Origin of the sequence: Paenibacillus sp. MAHUQ-63, from assembly GCF_028765165.1 — a bacterium.
GTDB lineage: Bacteria > Bacillota > Bacilli > Paenibacillales > NBRC-103111 > Paenibacillus_E.
This window is the reverse complement of record NZ_JARADB010000006.1, coordinates 195,367-212,787: the sequence shown is the minus strand read 5'-3', so window position 1 is coordinate 212,787 and position 17,421 is coordinate 195,367. Positions and strand designations below refer to the sequence as shown.

Sequence of the window (17,421 nt, the reverse complement as noted above, 5' to 3'; positions counted from 1 at the left end):
GATTAACAGGAGCTTTTCCAGTTATCCAGCATTCGAGGATCCTTCAGGCTGCATTTAACAGGAGAAACTCCCGGTATGGACGGGTATCCCGATACGGGAGCTGATCTTTCTTGATCTGCCGCAGGGTGTAACTGGAATTTCTCCCGTTATTCCTGAGAATATTAGCCCATTTGTACGAATAAAGGGATTTCCTCCCCTTAATTTATCACCATTCCACGTAAAGACTGCGGGGACTGGCCGATTAACAGGAGCTTTTCCAGTTATCCAGCATTTGAGAATCCTTCAGGCTGCATTTAACAGGAGAAACTCCCGGTATGGGCGGGTATCCCGATAAGGGAGCTGATCTTTCTTGATCTGCCGCAGGGCGTAACTGGAATTTCCCAAAGCCCCCTGTTAATCCATGAAAAGTAACGGTTATCCCTCTATCGATGTTTTTTACTGGAACGTTTCCTGCTAGGTTCTCACAAGTAGAGATTTTCTGACTGTTGAGAAGTCCCCTGGACTTTTCGGCATTTTGATTTTTAAATGGGGTTTTTTTATGAAAGTTTGTCGATAGGTTTGAAGCATTCCGACCTCCCGCTAGTAAAGTCTTCATTTCACGGAAAAAAGCGGAGTGACGGTGGGCTTGTATTGCCCATCAAAAAAAGCCCTCCCCCGGCTTCTAATGTGCACCCCTTAGAATAGACATTGGAAAACCCCACTGGTTAATCCGATGAATTCTAAGGGGTGTTTTTTATGGGGATTAAGGGACAAACGTACAATACTTATCCAGAGGAAACGAAGCTTGAGGCGATACGTCTGCATCTAGTGGAAAAATGGACGTACCGACAAATCACGGAGCATCTAGCCATTCAAGATAAAGATCGTGTAAAGAAGTGGATGAGGAAATACCGTGAGCAGGGAGAGTTTGGTCTACTTGATCAGCGAGGCCGTAGAACGGAGTATATCGACAAGGATCGCGAACATAAGAAACTCGAAAGAGAAAATGCGATGTTAAAAAAGTGCTTGGAAATCTGGAAACGGGAGGTGTAAGAGGAAAGTACGCCATCATCGAAGAAGCATCAAACATATATCCGGTGGTGCAGCTATGCAAGATATTGGGCGTCTGGAGAAGTTCATACTATCGCTATCTGAACCGTAAAGAACAAGATCCAGATAGGGAGGTTAAGAAACTCATTCAAGCTGTATAGACCTACGGAAGGGCACATATGGTTATCGAAGGATTACAGCTGAACTAAAACGACAGCATGACCAAACAGTGAACCACAAGAAGGTTCTGCGCATTATGCAAGAACTCGGTATTCGTTCTATTATTCGAGCTAAGCGTCCGTATTTTAGTGCATATCAAGTTATGAAGTCAGATGGTCGAGTTGCTCCAAATTTGTTAAATAGAGATTTTACGGCATCAAAGCCGAATAACAAATGGGTTACCGACGTCACACAGTACCGCGTAGGAGATCAGCGACTTTACTTGTCGGCCATCAAGGATCTATAAGGCAACGACATTGTCGCATTTCACATCAGTCATCGCAACGACAATGAGTTAGTGATAAAGACGTTTGAGAAGGCCTTTAAACAGCATAAAGACGTGACTGGGCTGATCGTTCACAGCGATCAAGGATTCCAGTACACGTCTCATGCTTACCACGACATGCTGCCTACGGTTGGCGCCCAAATCAGCATGTCGCGTCGCGGTAATTGTTTAGACAACGCCGCTATGGAAAGCTTCTTCTCGCATCTTAAAGCGGAAGCGCTCTACCCATATGATATCCGTTCGATTGAAGAAGCTCAACAACGAATTGAGGCTTTTATCCAATTTTATAATGAAGAACGTATCCAATTAAAGCTAAACAAGCTGACACCGATAGAGTATCGGCGCCAGCTTGCCGTATAGGGCTTTTTTTCAATGTCTACAATTTGGGGTCTTGACCATCTACCAGGAAAGGGCCTTCTTCATTTCACCAAGGGCAGCAGCACCTTGAAAGTGCTGCCTTCCCCTGCTACACTGCTCACTTCGATCGTTCCCCCATGAAGCTCCACAATGGAGTGGGTAATCGACAGGCCGAGGCCAGCGCCCCCGCTCCTTCTCGCCCGCGAGGAATCGATGCGGTAGAACCTGTCGAACAAATGCGGTATATGCTCCGGGGCAATCCCCTCCCCGTTGTCATGCACCGCAATCTCCACGCCCGACGCCGTTCGTTCCAGCGTCAGATCGACTTTGCCCGTCAGCGGGTGCGTATGCTGAATGGCGTTGTGAAACAGGTTGAGGACAACCTGCTTGATTTTATCCGGATCGTACGCATACCGGGTCTGCGGCGCCAAGCTGAACGTAACGGTACGTTCCCCCGCCAGCAGGCGAAGCTGCGGCTCCATCTCATGCAGCAGCTCATCCAGAACGCCTTCCGACTTCTGAAAGGCGGGGGTTCTGTCCAGCCGGGCCAGCATGAGCAGGTCTTCGACCAATTTCTTGATGCGGACCGATTCGCCGTGCATGCTCTTCAGCGCCTTCAACAGCTGATCCGGCTGTTGATACGCTCCGCGAAGCAGCACCTCGAGGAAGCCGTGAATCGAGGTGAGCGGGGTGCGCAGCTCGTGCGAGGCGTCGGCTGCAAAACGGCGCATCTGCTCCTTGGCTTCCTTCTCCGCTTCAAACGAAATCTCTAACCGCTCCAACATCCCGTTAAAGGAAGCAGCCAGCTGATCCATCTCCACTTGTCCTTGATGCTCGGGGAAACGCTCGTTAAGGTTGCCGGCATCAATCTGTTTGACCGTATCGACCATATTGGAGAGCGGAACCAGCGTCCGCCTTAACACAGGCAGGAAGCCTAACAGCCCCATCACCATAGCTAACAAAGAAAGGAAGACGAACGTAAGCAGCTGCTGGAACAGAACGTCCCGAATGGGCGCGACGCTGGCACTGGCTTGAATTAGTCCTTGAACCCCCGGACCGCCGGGTCCGCCGCGTTCTCCGCCGGTTTGATGAAACACCACCAGCTGCTCATTGCCGCTGGCGTCCTTCATAATGCGGTGATTGAGCTTCATTTTCTTGCTCATGAGCTCCAGATACTCCGCTTGATCCAATTGAGGCGTCGGCTCCGCGAATGGCGAAGAGATGAGCTTATAATTCCCTTGATTATCAATCAAGGCGATGGATAGCTCCGAGATGAATATCCGTTCGGGGTCTTTCAGGTCTCCGCCATAATTGTGGTTATCCCGATTCGACTCCTGCTTCGTTATCAACGCGCTCTGGCCGTCCAGCATGCCGAAGCGCTGCCACATATTCGGAGGAAGCGCAGCAAGCTGGTTGCGGATTGTCTCCGCCTTGTTCTGATACATGAACCGCTGCATGACGACATATTGGAAAACGCCAATCAGCAGCAGCAGCGCCGACATGACCAGCAGCGTTCTGGACAGCAGCTGAAATTTCAAGGAACTCATCACGAAGAGATCGGCAAACCGGCCCTTCCGCTTCATGTCAGATCCATCCGGTAGCCGGCGCCGCGAATCGTGCGGATCAGCTTATGCTCCTTATCGCCCAGCTTATCTCGCAAGGATCGGATGTACACCTCCACGATGTTCTCTTCGCCGCCGAAGTCGTAGCCCCAGACTTTATCCAGGATCATCGATTTGCTGAGCACCAGGCCGTGATTAATGGCCATGAATTTAAGCAGCTCATATTCCGTAGGAGACAGCTCCAGCACTTTGTCATGAAGGCTGATCTCCTTGCGCCGGTCGTCCATGCGGAGCGGTCCGATAACAACCTCGCCGAATAGGTTGGGAAAATGGTTCCGAATCCGCGCATAGATGCGGGCCAGCAGCTCTTCAAAGCTGAACGGCTTGACCATGTAATCGTCCGCTCCGAGGGTCAGCCCCTTCACCCGGTCATCGATCTCATCTTTGGCCGTCAACATAATGACGGCGATGTTCTCGGTTTTCTTGAGCATCCGGCACACTTCGAAACCGTCCATTCCCGGCATCATCACATCCAGAATCGCAATATGAGGTTGAAATTTATTGCACGTCGTAATGGCGGAGAGCCCGTCCGTAGCAGTCATAACTTCGAAACCTTCATTCGTCAGGCCGAGCTCCAAAAATTCTAAAATATGAGGCTCGTCGTCAACGAGCAAAATTTTGATTCCTTTTAATTGGCGCATGGGGTGTGTACCTCCGTGTTCGATTCAATACAGAACTTTTTCTATAGTCAGTATCCCATATCCTGCCTAAAAGCAACCTGAGCACAAGCTGAAAGCTTGCTGAAAGTAAGAGAAATGGCCGCCCGCGGTCATTTCTTTCAGTATTTTTTCAGCCAACTATCAATTGAATCTCAGTTAATGACTCTATAATAGGTTCATCAACGGCAGGACATCAAAGAAAAGAGGAAACCTTATGGAGCCTATCACCCCATCCTTTCATTCGTTTCATTTCCATGCATTGGACTCTGAAATCGAAATGCTGCTCCGCTGCGGCGAGAAAGACCGCTCCCTTGTAACGCAAATCACCGAAGATTGGTTTCGCGACGTCGAGAAGCGGTTCAATCCGCTGCTGGCGGGCAGTGAAATCGCTCTGCTGAATATGTTGGCCGGCGAAAACTGCATGGTCTCGAATACCATGCTCGAGGTCTTATTCCTAGCCGAAATGTACCAAGCGGTAACCGACGGCTGCTACAACCCGCTTCTAGCTCACGGCACGCAGGCCTCTCCCCTTGAATGGGAAGTCGACCCTTCCATGAAATCGATTAAGATTCCCCAGGATTCGAACATCGACTTAAGGGGGCTGGAGCATGGCTGGGCGGTTAAACGGTTAGCGGAATATATGCGGAAAAGGCTGTCCATGGAGCAAGGCCTCATCCTGGCCGGAGGCGCTATTACCGTGTGGGGCCGGAACTTGGCAAGCATCGATCCGTGGGTCATCGGCATTCAGAGTCCCTGGCAGCCTAGCGCCAAGTTGGGCGCCGTCGCGATGCCCGAAGGTTCCCTAGCGACCTATAGCCGGCTCGAGCATCCTGCCTCGGGGCCCGTAAGCGACGTCGTGCAATGCACCGTAGCCGGGCAAGATCTCGTGGAGTGCCAGGTATGGGCAAGGACGCTGGCGCAGCTCGGGATCCAAGAGGGCCTGAAGCTGATGGGCGCACGCACATCTGTATGCGAGGCGGTTGTCCTTTCGTCTGCACAAGAGCTCCACTACTTCGGGAACAAGGCCTCCCTGCAGCGCAGATGGATCGATATGCACATCGATCACTATCATTTTCAAGATAAGGTATCCTAAGACTTGGAACCTTTATCCACATAATTGCGCACATTATCCACAATACCCTGAGGATTTACCCACAATCCGCGGGTTCTTATCAACAAGTTATCCACAGGTTGTTAGTATAATGCGGCGTACATGTATTGCTCTGCTCTTCGGAAGAGCGGATTCTCCCCTCGTATCATTTGGGTTTGGATCGAAATCGTGATACAATTTTCCAAAAATGAACGAGAGGTATTGCAGGATGTATGATGTCATCGTCATCGGCGGAGGCTCGGCCGGCCTCATGGCCAGTATTGCGGCAAGCCGGCAGGGAGCCCGGGTGCTTCTTCTGGATAAAGGGGATAAGCTGGGCCGCAAGCTGGGGATTTCCGGAGGCGGCCGGTGCAACGTTACGAACAACAAGGATATGGACGAGCTGATCAAGCATATTCCGGGCAACGGGCGCTTCCTGTACAGCGCTCTTACGCAGTTCGGCAACAGGCACATTATCGAATTCTTTGAAGGATTAGGCATTCCCTTGAAGGAAGAGGATAACGGCCGAATGTTTCCCGTCAGCGACAAGGCCAAGACCGTCGTAGACGCGTTGATCGGCCAAGTGCGCAAGCAGGGCGTGGAGATCCGGACGAACAGCCCGGTGAAGAGAGTGCTGTACCAAGACGGAGCCGTCCAAGGCGTCCAGCTTCATTCCGGCGAGAAGCTGAACAGCCGCGCCGTCATCATCGCTTCGGGAGGCTGCTCGGTCCCGCACACCGGCTCCACGGGAGACGGTTACGCCTGGGCCGAGGCGGGCGGGCATACGATCACGCCGCTCTTCCCGACCGAGGTTCCACTGACCTCGAAGGAAGCCTGGATCCGCGGCCGCGAGCTGCAGGGGCTTTCCTTGCGGGACGTGTCCCTGACCGTGTGGAACGCTAAAGGGAAGGCCATCGTCTCCCACCGGGGAGACATGCTCTTCACCCACTTCGGACTGTCCGGCCCGATCGCTCTGCGCTGCTCCCAGTTCGTCGTGAAGGAGCTGGCCAAGTCGGAGCGCCGGGAGGTGCTGCTCACTGTGGATCTCTTCCCGGATCGAAGTGCGGACGATGTGTATAAAGAGAGCATGGCGCTGGCACAGGCCGAGGCCAAGAAAGCGATTAAGAATGTGCTCAAAGGGCTGCTCTCCGAGCGCCTGATCCCGATGCTGCTGGAGCGAACCGGTCTGGACGAGCAGCTGACGTACGATAACATTCCGAAGCAGAAATGGCTCGAGCTCTGCAAGCTGATGAAAGCTTTCCCCGTGCGCATTCACGGCACGCTGTCGATTGAGGAAGCCTTCGTGACAGGCGGCGGCGTCCATCTCAAAGAAATCGAGCCGAGCACGATGCAATCGAAGCTGGTGAACGGGCTGTACTTCTGCGGCGAGGTGCTGGACATTCACGGCTATACCGGCGGATATAATATTACAGCCGCTTTCTCAACCGGCTACACGGCCGGCACCAGCGCGGCTCAGCCCTAAATGCGGAAGCACCTCCGTCGGTTCCGTCAGATGCTTTTGAACATAAAAAAAGGCTGCCCGAGTCATTAATATGACTTCGGACAGCCTTTTTGCTAATTTATTATGCTGTAACCGCTTCGAGATCGTCTTCCTCGTCACGATCGAATGCCGCACGGTCGAATTCCCCTTCGGATTCCGCTACAAGCAGCGCCGTAACCGTTGTGCCCGTTGCGTTAACCGCTGTACGGCCCATGTCGATCAGCGCCTCAACGCCAAGCACAAGCCCCATACCTTCCAGAGGCAAGCCAAGAGCTGTTAATACAACCGTCGTCGAGATGGCCGCCGGACCCGGAACACCTGCCACACCGATGGAGGAAATGACGCTCACCAGGATAAGAATGAAATACTCGGACGGCCCCATCGGAAGATTGTAAACCTTCGCTACGAAGATCGCCACAACCGCCGGCCAAACCCCGCCGCAGCCATTGAAGTTCATCGTTGCGCCAAGCGGCGCTACGAAGGAAGCAATACGCGGGGATACGCGAAGGCGCTTCGTGATGACTTCCAAGTTCACCGGCAGCGTTGCATAGCTGCTTCGTGTTGTAAATGCGACAGCGATGGTCGGATACGCTTTTTTGAAAAATTTAATCGGGTTAACTTTCGCCACCAGCAGCACCAATCCGCCGAAGATCAGGACGAAGTGGATGATTAATGCCACATACGAAGTCAAAATAATTTTCGCTAACGGAGCGAGTGTTTCCAAACCGTACTTCGCCGCCATAGCTGCGATTAGTGCGAATACACCGTAAGGTGTCAGACGAATGACATACTTGACGACTTGGTGAACGACCGCTGTAGCCGAAGTGATGAAAGATTTGACTGCTTCAACGCTTTCCGGCTTCTTGGAGCCGATGTGTACGATCGCTACGGCTACGAAGATCGCGAAGATCAGAACCGGCACGACTTTGCCTGTGGCCATGTCATTGATCGGGTTAGAAGGCACCAGATCGAGGATAACTTGGGAGAACGTCGGAATTTCTCTTGCTTTGAAATCTTTCGGCACAGCCTGTGCAATCCCGTTGCCCGGATCGATTGCCAGCGCAACGACCAGACCGATGATGGCGGCGATACCGGTTGTTAACAAGAACCAGCCGATCGTTTTCAGCCCCAATTTGCGAAGCTGGCCTAACGAAGATAATGAAGAAATACTATTAATAACAAGGATGAGGACTAGAGGCATAACGAGCATTTTGATCAAGTTGACATAAATCGTTCCGATCGTGCTTACACTCTTATACTCCAAATGCAGTTGGTTAAATACGATACCGGCTACCAGTCCTAGACCCAAACCGATGAAAACGCGGTTTCCGAAGCTTACTCTTTTTCTGGCCAAGAAAAACAGCAAACCAATAATGAGAATGGATACAACTAAGCTGACCCAGTTCGTTGAAAATGCGGTGACCAGGTTGTTTTGCACTAGAATCATCTCCTTAATTCCTACGTACTTACTCGGGTTAATGCCATAAGAATATGACATAAGGAGTTACCTGTCAATGGTTAATTTTCAAAAACGCAAAAAAAACCGAACTTTACCTTCGAAAAAGCGAGGTAAAATGCGGTTTTCTTGCGAATTGCAAACCGATTTACGAACGAAGTTTACATTGTGTGCTGATCATGTACGACCGCCACCAAGTACCATTGTCCGCCCGAGTTCTCATAAACGAGCCTCAGGCTGGTCCAGTCCATTCCCTGAAACTGCGGATCGATGCCAGGGAAATGATATTCTACCGTAATGAACGACGCAACCGGGTAGATGCTGAACACATTGTTGACCATATTCCCTTTGCCTAGAATCGTGTTGTAGCTGGTTTGCGGCGCCGCTGCAAAATCTTGGTTGTATACGAATTTGTTCCAATAGTCCGGGAAAGTCAGATCGATCGGGTCCCCTGAGCCGTCCAACGTGCCCCAATGCGTTGTGTTGGTATCTGTCCATAGCGCGTCCAGTCCGCTTCCTTGGACTCGGACATCATGCGTAGTGTCAATGTGGGAATACGGCGAAAATTGCACGCCCTTCTTCGGATGCACGAGCTTCGCGAGCTTGCTCATATCGTGGTCCTTGAGCGCTTGGACCGTGTCTTGGGCACGCTGCTCGATCGCTTTCTTCGCATCGGCTTCCTTCGCGTAAGACGTCGGCACAGGCTGCTTCGTCGGCTGTGCCGTGGCGGCCGGTTCCGCTGTCACCGGATTCGGCTTCTTCACCGGCGGGGCAGATACGGTTGGAGCAGTGCTAGGCGCCGGCGAGATGGTGCCCGCAGGGCTTCCGCTCGCGCTTGGACTCCCGCCTGCATTGCCATTCACCGCTCGATCATCCATACATCCCGCCATCAAACTGACGAGTACCGCTGCCCATGCAGCCCCTACGTAACGTCTTCTCATCGCGACCCGCTCCTTCTCCGTTTGGCTTCCTATATCTACCAGACGTTTGCAGCCTGCGAAAAGTTACGCCTTCAGAAGCCATCTGCCATAAAAAGGCGGCCGCCCGGTCAAAGCCGGCCAGTCCCAAGCGGTCGGCTCCGCCCCCTCCAGCAGCGGTATGAGCTTCTTGCCGAATGTCAGATGCGAATGCCGGCGCTGAAATGGTTGTAGTCGTCCGAGGACGGGTCGAAGGCCGCCTCCTCGTCGCTAGGCACGGCGTCGGCGTCCGTCGAGGCGGCATAGCCGTCGGGCCAATCCTCATTCACCGTGTGCGCCGGAATGCGGATCGAGCCCTCGAGGTCGTAGGCCATCGCGTATGCCGACGCCTCCGATTGCTGCTCAGGCTGCCGCTCCACCAAGCGACCGCCGTGAGCCTGCGCGATCTCGAGCGCTGAGGTCATCTCCTGATCGTCGAGATGGATGTGCAGCGTCGACCGCTCGCCTTCCAGCAGCTCAGGCTTGTAGCCCAGCTCCTCGAGCGTATCGAGGGCCAGCAGGGCATCCCGCTCCTTCTCGAATTCAAAAAAAATAGGAACAAAGTTCTTCATCCTCTAGCATCCTTTCTTCCACTAAATGAAAAGTCTGCCATTAGCTTCTGCAACTTGTTCCCCTCCTATTCTATTTCAACGCATCCTGCACCAATCGCAGCAGCTCGTCATGATACGCAGGCACCGCGGCCACGATGCAAGGCGGCAGTTCCGCTTCTTGCGGCGCGGCACCGCCCAGTACAGCAAGCTGGCGACCGGCGAAGTCCGTCACCTTCACCCCCGCCTCCTGCGCCAGCAGCAGCCCCGCATACAAATCCTCACCCTCGGAATTGTACAGGACAATACCGTGCAGGTCCCCTCTGGCAAGCATCGCCCACGTTAGGGACGGCGCCCATACGCGCAGCACCCTTTTCAACGAGTGCTCCAGATGATGTCTGAGCTTAAGGGCGTCCCGGTCGTCTTTGCCCACGCCATGGCCTTGAATCCACGAAATCGTGGATTTGGCCAATGCGCCGCCGGGCTGCGCTTTCAGCTTGATGCCATCCTGCCATGCGCCTTCATCTTTCACGGCCGAATACCCGATCCCCAGTGCCGAGTCATGGACGACGCCCAGCATAATCCGGCCCTGATAACTTAAAGAGACGGAAACCCCGTAAAGCGGGATGCCCAGCGCATAATTGTTCGTCCCGTCCAGCGGATCGACTTGCCACACCCACTCGCTGGCCGCTCCGCCTTCGCCGGCCTCTTCGCTATAGATCCGGTGCTCCGGGAACGCCGCCGCGATAGCGGCGACAATCAACTGATCCGCTTTCTCATCAATCTCCGTCACCAAATCGCCCCGATCATCCTTATGCTGAACAGCCAGCTTGCTGCCGAACCTCTCTCTGGCCAACTCCCCTGCTTTCTTCGCCGCTTGTGCGGCAATCTCTCTGGCATGCGTCAATTCGTTACGATTCATTCAGCCATTCCCCCTGACAGGATCTATCACACTTCGACCATTTTACCATATGTTGCCTGCAAAAGTTGACAGATATGAAGCCTGCTGCATTGACAAGCCACCTCTTCATAAGTGATAATATAGCAAAATCTTAAGCGACATGAGCAGTCGAAAGGGGCTATACGGAGCATGGTTAAGCATCATCAACACAAGATTTTGGATTGTACGATTCGGGACGGCGGTCTGGTGAACGATTGGGATTTTAGTGTGGAGTTTGTCCAAGACATGTATCGCGGCTTAAGTGCAGCCGGTGTAGAATATATGGAAATTGGCTACAAAAACTCGGAGAAGCTGCTGAAAGGCGGAGCTTCCGGACCGTGGAGATTCTTAAACGAAGCGTTCCTGCGCGATGTGATTACCAAGAAGACAGATACCAAGCTTTCCGCTCTTGTAGATATCGGCCGTGTGGACGAGAAGGATATTTTGCCTCGTGAAGACAGCTTGCTTGACCTGATTCGCGTCGCTTGCTACATCAAAGATGTGGACAAAGGTCTTGAGCTTGTACAGAAGTTTAATGACATGGGCTACGAAACGTCCTTGAATATCATGGCGCTTTCCCACGTTATGGAGAATGAGCTCGTTGAAGCTTTCGAAGAAATTAACAAAAGCCCGGTTGACGTCGTCTACATCGTAGACTCCTACGGCAGCATGGCTCCCAAAGATATCGACTATCTCGTGACCAAGTTCCAGCGCTTGCTGCCGGAGAAAGAGCTCGGCTTGCATATGCACAACAATATGCAGCTTGCTTTCGCCAACACGATTACGGGCGCTTCCAGAGGCGTATCGTTCCTGGACTCCTCCGTGTACGGCATGGGCCGCGCAGCCGGCAACTGTACGACGGAGCTGCTGCTCAGCTACCTGAAAGGCGCTCGCTACGACATCCGTCCTGTGCTTGAAATCATTGAAAAGCACATGATCACGATGCGCGAGAAGTGGGACTGGGGTTACCTCATCCCCTATATGATCGTCGGCGCGCTGGATGAGCATCCGCGTACTGCGATGGCGCAGCTTAGCTCCCCGGAAAGAAACAACTTCGTCGATTTCTACGACCGTTTGACTTCCGTCGAGACTGTGCCTGCTTCCCACAAAGGCTAATGTGCATTGGGTGAACAAACCCCTTGCCCGCAGGTTCAAGGCTTTACCTTGAACCCCGGCAAGGGGTTTTCTTTTATTTAATAATTTTGGCGGAAACGACGTAATCCTCGGCATATTCCCGGTCAATCAGGAAGATGAACTCCTCTTCGTCCCGGCGGCCCGTTCCTTTTTTACGGGATAATTCAATATATTCGCTATTGATAACCTCTTTGCAATTCTCATCGGCATAAATCAAGCCATCCTCCAATCGTTTCAACGCTTCGACCATCACTTCGCGCGACTTCAATCCGCCTTCAAGCTCCACATAGACTCTTCCGATTGCATCCTGATCCTGCAGCAATATCGCCACTCGCTGTATCGTCTTGGCGCGCACCCTTTTGTCCGGTGATATGCTCATGCATCCTGCTCCTTTGCCGGTTTTCTCTGTGCTAGTTTATGTCGGGAAGGGTGAACGTGGACTAGGCGAATGGACGTTTCAAGCAAGACTGGGCTTGCGGGATTCCAGATTCCTCCGAATACGGGTGTGCATGTATGTAAACGTGCCGGGCCTGAGAAACTAAGAGGACGAATTGACACCCGCTTCAGGCGGGAATGGGAGTGACATCTTTCCGCATGAGCCGCATATTGCTGATCGAGGACGAAGAACGCATTGCCCGTGTGCTGAAACTGGAGCTAGAGCATGAGGGCTATGAAGTACATACGAGGCCGGATGGGCGCTCGGGACTGGAAACAGCCTTGTCCGAGACCGATTGGGACCTAATTCTGCTGGACGTCATGCTGCCGGAGCTCAGCGGCCTGGAAGTCTTACGCCGCATCCGCCAGGTGAACGCTGCGCTCCCTATCATTTTGCTGACCGCACGCGATGCCGTTTCGGATCGTGTCAGCGGCTTGGATCAAGGAGCCAACGACTATGTGACCAAACCGTTCGCGACGGTGGAGCTGCTGGCTCGTATCCGCAGCCTGCTGCGGCAGAGAAGCCTGCAGGAGCAGCCCGCCGAGCAACCGCATCTGTTGAAAGTCGATGACCTGACGATGGACTTGAAGAGCAGAGCCGTTGTCCGCGAAGGAACAGCGATCGAACTGACACCGACGGAATTCGAGCTGCTGCGCTTCCTGATTCAGCATCAGGACGAAGTGATGACGCGGGAGCAGATTATTTCCGAGGTGTGGGGCTACGATTTCGTCGGGGACACGAACGTTGTCGACGTCTATATCCGCTATCTCCGGCAGAAGGTGGATAAATCATTCTCCTCCAAGCTCATTCAGACGATACGCGGAGTCGGTTATTTGCTGAAAGCGGAATCGGTGCCGCCGGATAAAGATCCGGACGACGAAATGCAGCCGGCCGAGCAGAAGCCGCTATGAGTCTGAAGCTGAAAATTACGCTCGGGGTCGCCGTCGGGCTGATGATGATCCTTTTTATCTCCTTTACCCTCGTCTACTATATGTTCATCCGGGTGACGACTAATGGCGAGGCCGACTTGCTGAAGGAGAAGGCGAGAACGCTCCTGCTGCGGGATCTGCCGAACCACCCGGAGTACTGGCGCAACAATTCGCAATTGGATGAACTGCTGATCCCGCAGGAGATGCTGCGCTATGTCGCTCCGAACGGAGAGGTCATCTATCAAGTCAGTTCGGAAACCGTTCTGCTGAACTATCCGCCTGCCTATGTGAATAAAGATACGGTAAACGTCGAAACCGCATCGGACGGGATTTTCGTTTTTGTGAAAATGCCGGTTTTCAAAGAAGGCCACCAGGTTGCAACGTTGGAAATCGGGCGAAGCCTGCGCAGGCTGGACCAATACGCGGATATGCTCGTCTCCGTGCTTCTGCTGACCTCTACCGGGACGCTGATTCTGGCGCTTATCGGGGGTTATTTCTATACGAACGTCCTCTTCCAGCCGCTGCAGCACTTCGTTGCTACGATGCAGAACATTGAGGAGAGCGGCTCGTTCCGGCATATCGACTTGCAGACCAAAGACTCGAACGATGAATTGATGAAGCTCGGCGCCACTTTCAACCGAATGATCGACAGGCTGCAGGATATGTTCCTGAAGCAGGAGCAGTTTCTCGCCGATGCCTCTCACGAGCTGCGCACACCGCTTACGATTATCGAGAGCTATGCGAGCTTACTGCGGAGGTGGGCGCTCCATGATGAGAAACTGCGGGAAGAAGCGCTGGAGGCGATCATCGCCGAATCCGCCCATCTGAAGCAGTTGACCCAGAACCTGCTTTCCCTCACCGATGTTGTGCGTCAGAACTGCGAGCAGGGCATCACCTTCGATTTATTGCCGCTCGCCGAGCAGACGGCCGCCTCGCTGCGCCTGACCTCCGGCAGGGAAATTGAAGTTGTGCGGCAGCTGGAGCCTGACGCCGAGGAGCTGCTCATGACCGGAGACTCCCATCAAATCCGGCAGCTCCTGATCATTTTGCTCGATAACGCGTTGAAGTACAGCGGACGGAAGGTCATGCTCACCATCGGCCTCCTTGAGAACAAATGGGTGGTCCTCCAGGTCACCGATTACGGGATAGGCATCGCCGAAAGCGATATCCCCCACTTGTTCGACCGGTTCTACCGGAGCGATAAAGCAAGGAACCGGAAGCAAGGCGGAGTTGGTCTCGGGCTCGCCATCGCCCTTCATATCGTGCAGAAGCATGGGGGCGCCATCGAAGTGGAAAGCCGCGTGGGGCAAGGGACTACCGTGACCGCGAAGCTTTTGAAAGCGTGTCAATAAAAACATTTTAATACGATTCTCACGGTTTTCTCAGAAAGCACCATAATGTCAGTAACCGCATAGTGAAAAAGGTTGCAAGGTAAATAATAGGTTATTTTTCATCTGGTATACTGGGTTCATGTCAACGAGACACCCCAAAGTTACTCACATAGAAGAGTCTGGCGAAGAGCCGTTCAAACAACTCAACTTTAGGAGGAAACACAGATGAAGAAGCAAACTAAATGGTACAAAACATTAGCAATTACGGCATTGACCGTTTCTATAGGATTATCCGCCGGTATGGTCTCCACGCCTCATCAAGCTAACGCGGCTACGGATGCAACGACAATCGATGCGTCCATCACGGCGACTTCCCGTGCAAGCAGTGTCATCTCGATCGGGAAAAATTATTTGGGCCGACCTTATCAATTCGGTGCGAAAGCCGGTCAGACCCGGACATTCGACTGCTCGTCCTTCACGCAATACGTGTTCAAACGCGTAGGCGTCAGCTTGCCTCGTGCGTCCAAAAATCAAGCGCACGTAGGCAGCTACGTATCCAGAAGCAACCTACGCACAGGCGACTTGGTGTTCTTCTCGATTCCCGGCAAACCGGGCGTAATTAACCATGTTGCGATCTACATGGGCAACGGCAATCTGCTGCACACTTACGGCGCCGGCGGCGTACGCATCACGAACATCCACAGCGGCACTTGGTCCTCCCGTTACATGACGGCTCGCCGCGTACTGTAGGAATCAGTTATAAGCTTATCCATAAAGAACGGTTAAAAAAAGCATCCCGCCGGGATGCTTTTTTCAGTCGCCGTGCAGCACGCTTAATAGCGAATGTACGTCTCCACGTAATTCTCCTTCAAACCGCGCTTGCGCACCCTGATCTGCAGCTGACGCTGCTTATAACTCGCTCTCGCCGTTCTGGGCAATACAAGCGTCGGCAGCTTCACAATCTTGCTGTTGCCGCTCAGAAAGCCCGTCAGCTTCAACTGGTTCGATTTGACGAACACCTGCAGCGCTTTCGGGTCTTCCCCCTTCGGAATTTTCACTTTAATGATAACGTGTTCGTGCGTTTCGAAGATTTCCGATTCCGCCCCATGGGTGGACATGCTTGCACTCAGGCCCGGCATCGCTTTTTTCAGCATGTCCTGTACATATCCCTCAACCCACGTCATATTATCTAGAAAGGTCTGCCCTTTTTCACCGAAAGGCAGCTTTTGCCCAAGGAACTTCTCAACCTGCTCCCACTTCAGCCAAGGATGACGATTAAAGCCGTTCATGCCCATCACCTCCTTTATCTCATGCACCAGTATATGTGCCTACTCGCGAATGTGACACCGTCCTGAAAACAGGTCACCTCTAGGCGAATACCCTCATATACTGAAGGTGAGATAAAGCCTGAAACAAGGGAGACCGACTATGCCGTCAATCGTAGGAACCGTGAAAATTATCAGCGTGGGGTCTAGCTCTGTCGTCCACTTCGGCGATACCTTCATCATCGCCCCTAACAGTTCATCCAAAACTTTTGCTGGCGCAGGCTCTTTCAATACGGGAGATTTCCCGCGCGTGTATAATGCCTACAGCACGACCGTGACCAATGATTCCGATCTCATCGAAGCGAACGCCACTAGCGGAGTGATCGTCTAGTATGAGCGACTTCAAGGATAGCGAGGTGTTCCTCCACTATGAACATGATCATTCATCAAACCATCATGATTCAACAGCTGAAAGTGAATTCCGTGGCCAACTCCTCCGTGCTCCAGATTGGCACCGCGGGATCGATCCGCTCGTTATCCAACCTTTATAATACCGGCGGCTTTGTCGAACCCACCCCGGAGCTTGGCTCAAGCCCGGTCAACCCGGTCGCCCTCGTGCGTTTGCCGCCACCCACTTAAGCTGCCGCCTGGCCTAACCATATCGGAAGGAGGTGCCATACATTGCCTAACTTGATTACATGGCAGCAATGGGCTGAGCAGGTCTGTTCCTTTATCGAAACGCAGAAGCGGAGGATCGACGAGCTCGAAACGACCGTCAAAAAGCTGCAATCGGACCTCGATGCCTTGAAAGATCAGAAAAGGTTCCACATCGATAAAATCGAGTATAACTTCGATCAACTCAAAGTGGAGAAGCTCGACGGAACGCTAACCATCGGCATCAGCCCAAGCTCACTGGATAACGTTGATGATTTCACAGTCAATGGTGCCTCAGTCGGGAAGGATACGGCCGGTCAGGATCAGAACCCTTTCTTCCAAGGACAGCAGGCGCAGGTTCAGGGGCAGGAATTGGGGATCGGGCCTGAGCAAGTGATTGCTCCGGAAATCGGATCTAAGAAGCGGCACACTCAGGGTGCCGGTCAAGGAAAAGGCTCGGGTCAAGGCCAGGAATCGCGGCAGGGGCAGCAGGAACAACCGCGCAGCACCACCGGATCCGGCGTACAGCGGGACGTTTGGGACAGCATCGCCCAATATTTGCAGTATGGCGTTCAAGCTGACATGCTCAATCTGGAACAGAAATACCAGTATCATCTGGATGAAGACTATAAGGAGCTTATTATCGACGATATCCGCAAACAATTGGACAACCGAATCCAGCATTACGTCAACCAGTACCGCGGCGTCGGGTTCAAAGAACCGATGGAAGCCGTAACGACAAGCATCGTTGAGAAGACTAAGCAGGACATCATTTCGGCAATCGAAAACTACATATCCAGTCTGCCAAGAAAAGAGGGATAGCCATGTTCAACTTGCAAGTGGAAAACAAGCAAATTTTCGTTGGCGATGTCCGCATCGTCGGGGTAGCGAGTTCATCGATCTTCCTTATCGGCGATACGGAGGTCATTTCTCTGTCCTCGATGTTCGACACGCCGCCGGAATCCGTCATCATCTCTCCGTTCGTCCCACTTCCAGCGGAGGTGTAGCC

The 17,421-nt window shown here is 52.8% G+C and carries 21 protein-coding genes; 13 read left to right on the top strand and 8 right to left on the bottom strand.

Annotated features, from left to right (window positions below):
* Positions 1–735: 735 nt before the first annotated feature.
* The 3 genes from PUT07_RS28635 to PUT07_RS28630 all read left to right on the top strand — a co-directional run bounded on the left by PUT07_RS28635 (position 736) and on the right by PUT07_RS28630 (position 1,894).
* Positions 736–1,032: a helix-turn-helix domain-containing protein gene (locus PUT07_RS28635; protein WP_274472203.1), complete on the top strand. Its 297-nt coding sequence runs from the start codon at positions 736–738 to the stop codon at positions 1,030–1,032.
* Between the two features lie 154 nt (positions 1,033–1,186).
* On the top strand, positions 1,187–1,495 hold the full coding sequence (locus PUT07_RS35670) for an IS3 family transposase (protein ID WP_379240885.1): 309 nt from the start codon (positions 1,187–1,189) through the stop codon (positions 1,493–1,495).
* A gap of 51 nt (positions 1,496–1,546) precedes the next feature.
* Positions 1,547–1,894 (top strand): IS3 family transposase, encoded by a 348-nt coding sequence (locus PUT07_RS28630; RefSeq protein WP_274472202.1) that lies wholly within the window; start codon positions 1,547–1,549, stop codon positions 1,892–1,894.
* Positions 1,895–1,953: 59 nt separating this feature from the next.
* On the opposite strand, the gene PUT07_RS28625 is transcribed toward PUT07_RS28630, so the two are convergent.
* The gene (locus tag PUT07_RS28625) at positions 1,954–3,474 is read right to left on the bottom strand and encodes a sensor histidine kinase (protein WP_274472201.1); all 1,521 of its coding nucleotides are present in this window, start codon (positions 3,472–3,474) and stop codon (positions 1,954–1,956) included.
* A complete protein-coding gene (locus PUT07_RS28620) occupies positions 3,471–4,154 on the bottom strand; it encodes a response regulator transcription factor (RefSeq protein ID WP_274472200.1) in 684 nt (227 codons plus the stop codon). Before PUT07_RS28620 ends, PUT07_RS28625 begins: the two co-directional genes overlap by 4 nt.
* 232 nt (positions 4,155–4,386) lie before the next feature.
* Here PUT07_RS28620 and PUT07_RS28615 point away from each other — a divergent pair, with 232 nt between their 5' ends.
* The gene (locus tag PUT07_RS28615) at positions 4,387–5,265 is read left to right on the top strand and encodes an FAD:protein FMN transferase (RefSeq protein ID WP_274472199.1); all 879 of its coding nucleotides are present in this window, start codon (positions 4,387–4,389) and stop codon (positions 5,263–5,265) included.
* Between the two features lie 226 nt (positions 5,266–5,491).
* Positions 5,492–6,745 (top strand): NAD(P)/FAD-dependent oxidoreductase, encoded by a 1,254-nt coding sequence (locus tag PUT07_RS28610; RefSeq protein WP_274472198.1) that lies wholly within the window; start codon positions 5,492–5,494, stop codon positions 6,743–6,745.
* A gap of 100 nt (positions 6,746–6,845) precedes the next feature.
* Here the strand turns inward: PUT07_RS28610 and PUT07_RS28605 are convergent, their stop codons facing one another.
* The 4 genes from PUT07_RS28605 to PUT07_RS28590 all read right to left on the bottom strand — a co-directional run bounded on the left by PUT07_RS28605 (position 6,846) and on the right by PUT07_RS28590 (position 10,645).
* Positions 6,846–8,201 (bottom strand): dicarboxylate/amino acid:cation symporter, encoded by a 1,356-nt coding sequence (locus tag PUT07_RS28605; protein ID WP_274472197.1) that lies wholly within the window; start codon positions 8,199–8,201, stop codon positions 6,846–6,848.
* Positions 8,202–8,380: 179 nt separating this feature from the next.
* Positions 8,381–9,160, bottom strand: coding sequence for a hypothetical protein (locus PUT07_RS28600; protein ID WP_274472196.1), 780 nt, complete (start codon positions 9,158–9,160; stop codon positions 8,381–8,383).
* Between the two features lie 176 nt (positions 9,161–9,336).
* Positions 9,337–9,747 carry a hypothetical protein gene (locus PUT07_RS28595; RefSeq protein WP_274472195.1) on the bottom strand — a complete coding sequence of 137 codons (411 nt, stop codon included), beginning with the start codon at positions 9,745–9,747 and terminating at the stop codon, positions 9,337–9,339.
* A gap of 70 nt (positions 9,748–9,817) precedes the next feature.
* A complete protein-coding gene (locus PUT07_RS28590; RefSeq protein ID WP_274472194.1) occupies positions 9,818–10,645 on the bottom strand; it encodes an inositol monophosphatase family protein in 828 nt (275 codons plus the stop codon).
* A 168-nt stretch (positions 10,646–10,813) separates the two neighbouring features.
* On the opposite strand from PUT07_RS28590, the gene PUT07_RS28585 reads away from it, so the two are divergent.
* Entirely contained in the window at positions 10,814–11,779 is a 966-nt protein-coding gene (locus PUT07_RS28585) for an aldolase catalytic domain-containing protein (protein ID WP_274472193.1), read from the top strand.
* Between the two features lie 73 nt (positions 11,780–11,852).
* On the opposite strand, the gene PUT07_RS28580 is transcribed toward PUT07_RS28585, so the two are convergent.
* Positions 11,853–12,176 (bottom strand): hypothetical protein, encoded by a 324-nt coding sequence (locus PUT07_RS28580; protein ID WP_274472192.1) that lies wholly within the window; start codon positions 12,174–12,176, stop codon positions 11,853–11,855.
* Positions 12,177–12,391: 215 nt separating this feature from the next.
* On the opposite strand from PUT07_RS28580, the gene PUT07_RS28575 reads away from it, so the two are divergent.
* The 3 genes from PUT07_RS28575 to PUT07_RS28565 all read left to right on the top strand — a co-directional run bounded on the left by PUT07_RS28575 (position 12,392) and on the right by PUT07_RS28565 (position 15,243).
* Positions 12,392–13,144 (top strand): response regulator transcription factor, encoded by a 753-nt coding sequence (locus tag PUT07_RS28575; protein ID WP_274472191.1) that lies wholly within the window; start codon positions 12,392–12,394, stop codon positions 13,142–13,144.
* Complete coding sequence (locus PUT07_RS28570) at positions 13,141–14,514, top strand: sensor histidine kinase (RefSeq protein ID WP_274472190.1); 1,374 nt, start codon at positions 13,141–13,143, stop codon at positions 14,512–14,514. Before PUT07_RS28575 ends, PUT07_RS28570 begins: the two co-directional genes overlap by 4 nt.
* 204 nt (positions 14,515–14,718) lie before the next feature.
* The gene (locus PUT07_RS28565; protein WP_274472189.1) at positions 14,719–15,243 is read left to right on the top strand and encodes a C40 family peptidase; all 525 of its coding nucleotides are present in this window, start codon (positions 14,719–14,721) and stop codon (positions 15,241–15,243) included.
* Positions 15,244–15,326: 83 nt separating this feature from the next.
* Here the strand turns inward: PUT07_RS28565 and PUT07_RS28560 are convergent, their stop codons facing one another.
* Positions 15,327–15,782: an Hsp20/alpha crystallin family protein gene (locus PUT07_RS28560; RefSeq protein WP_274472188.1), complete on the bottom strand. Its 456-nt coding sequence runs from the start codon at positions 15,780–15,782 to the stop codon at positions 15,327–15,329.
* Positions 15,783–15,921: 139 nt separating this feature from the next.
* On the opposite strand from PUT07_RS28560, the gene PUT07_RS28555 reads away from it, so the two are divergent.
* From PUT07_RS28555 to PUT07_RS28540, 4 genes are read left to right on the top strand one after another with little or no spacing between them, the layout of a single operon-like run.
* Positions 15,922–16,149 (top strand): spore germination protein, encoded by a 228-nt coding sequence (locus PUT07_RS28555; RefSeq protein WP_274472187.1) that lies wholly within the window; start codon positions 15,922–15,924, stop codon positions 16,147–16,149.
* Between the two features lie 38 nt (positions 16,150–16,187).
* Positions 16,188–16,397, top strand: a complete 210-nt coding sequence (locus tag PUT07_RS28550) for a spore germination protein GerPB (RefSeq protein ID WP_274472186.1) — start codon at positions 16,188–16,190, stop codon at positions 16,395–16,397.
* Between the two features lie 42 nt (positions 16,398–16,439).
* Positions 16,440–17,234 carry a spore germination protein GerPC gene (gerPC, locus tag PUT07_RS28545; RefSeq protein ID WP_274472185.1) on the top strand — a complete coding sequence of 265 codons (795 nt, stop codon included), beginning with the start codon at positions 16,440–16,442 and terminating at the stop codon, positions 17,232–17,234.
* Positions 17,235–17,236: 2 nt separating this feature from the next.
* On the top strand, positions 17,237–17,419 hold the full coding sequence (locus PUT07_RS28540) for a spore gernimation protein GerPD (protein ID WP_274472184.1): 183 nt from the start codon (positions 17,237–17,239) through the stop codon (positions 17,417–17,419).
* The last annotated feature ends 2 nt before the right edge of the window (positions 17,420–17,421 follow it).

What these genes read in the sequence shown, in the direction of transcription:
- PUT07_RS28635 (WP_274472203.1), top strand. Translation starts at nt 736, where the DNA reads ATGGGGATTAAGGGACAAACGTACAATACTTATCCAGAGGAAACGAAG.
- PUT07_RS28625 (WP_274472201.1), bottom strand. Translation starts at nt 3,474, where the DNA reads ATGAAGCGGAAGGGCCGGTTTGCCGATCTCTTCGTGATGAGTTCCTTG.
- PUT07_RS28620 (WP_274472200.1), bottom strand. Translation starts at nt 4,154, where the DNA reads ATGCGCCAATTAAAAGGAATCAAAATTTTGCTCGTTGACGACGAGCCT.
- PUT07_RS28615 (WP_274472199.1), top strand. Translation starts at nt 4,387, where the DNA reads ATGGAGCCTATCACCCCATCCTTTCATTCGTTTCATTTCCATGCATTG.
- PUT07_RS28610 (WP_274472198.1), top strand. Translation starts at nt 5,492, where the DNA reads ATGTATGATGTCATCGTCATCGGCGGAGGCTCGGCCGGCCTCATGGCC.
- PUT07_RS28600 (WP_274472196.1), bottom strand. Translation starts at nt 9,160, where the DNA reads ATGAGAAGACGTTACGTAGGGGCTGCATGGGCAGCGGTACTCGTCAGT.
- PUT07_RS28595 (WP_274472195.1), bottom strand. Translation starts at nt 9,747, where the DNA reads ATGAAGAACTTTGTTCCTATTTTTTTTGAATTCGAGAAGGAGCGGGAT.
- PUT07_RS28590 (WP_274472194.1), bottom strand. Translation starts at nt 10,645, where the DNA reads ATGAATCGTAACGAATTGACGCATGCCAGAGAGATTGCCGCACAAGCG.
- PUT07_RS28585 (WP_274472193.1), top strand. Translation starts at nt 10,814, where the DNA reads ATGGTTAAGCATCATCAACACAAGATTTTGGATTGTACGATTCGGGAC.
- PUT07_RS28580 (WP_274472192.1), bottom strand. Translation starts at nt 12,176, where the DNA reads ATGAGCATATCACCGGACAAAAGGGTGCGCGCCAAGACGATACAGCGA.
- PUT07_RS28575 (WP_274472191.1), top strand. Translation starts at nt 12,392, where the DNA reads ATGAGCCGCATATTGCTGATCGAGGACGAAGAACGCATTGCCCGTGTG.
- PUT07_RS28570 (WP_274472190.1), top strand. Translation starts at nt 13,141, where the DNA reads ATGAGTCTGAAGCTGAAAATTACGCTCGGGGTCGCCGTCGGGCTGATG.
- PUT07_RS28565 (WP_274472189.1), top strand. Translation starts at nt 14,719, where the DNA reads ATGAAGAAGCAAACTAAATGGTACAAAACATTAGCAATTACGGCATTG.
- PUT07_RS28560 (WP_274472188.1), bottom strand. Translation starts at nt 15,782, where the DNA reads ATGAACGGCTTTAATCGTCATCCTTGGCTGAAGTGGGAGCAGGTTGAG.
- PUT07_RS28555 (WP_274472187.1), top strand. Translation starts at nt 15,922, where the DNA reads ATGCCGTCAATCGTAGGAACCGTGAAAATTATCAGCGTGGGGTCTAGC.
- PUT07_RS28550 (WP_274472186.1), top strand. Translation starts at nt 16,188, where the DNA reads ATGAACATGATCATTCATCAAACCATCATGATTCAACAGCTGAAAGTG.
- PUT07_RS28540 (WP_274472184.1), top strand. Translation starts at nt 17,237, where the DNA reads ATGTTCAACTTGCAAGTGGAAAACAAGCAAATTTTCGTTGGCGATGTC.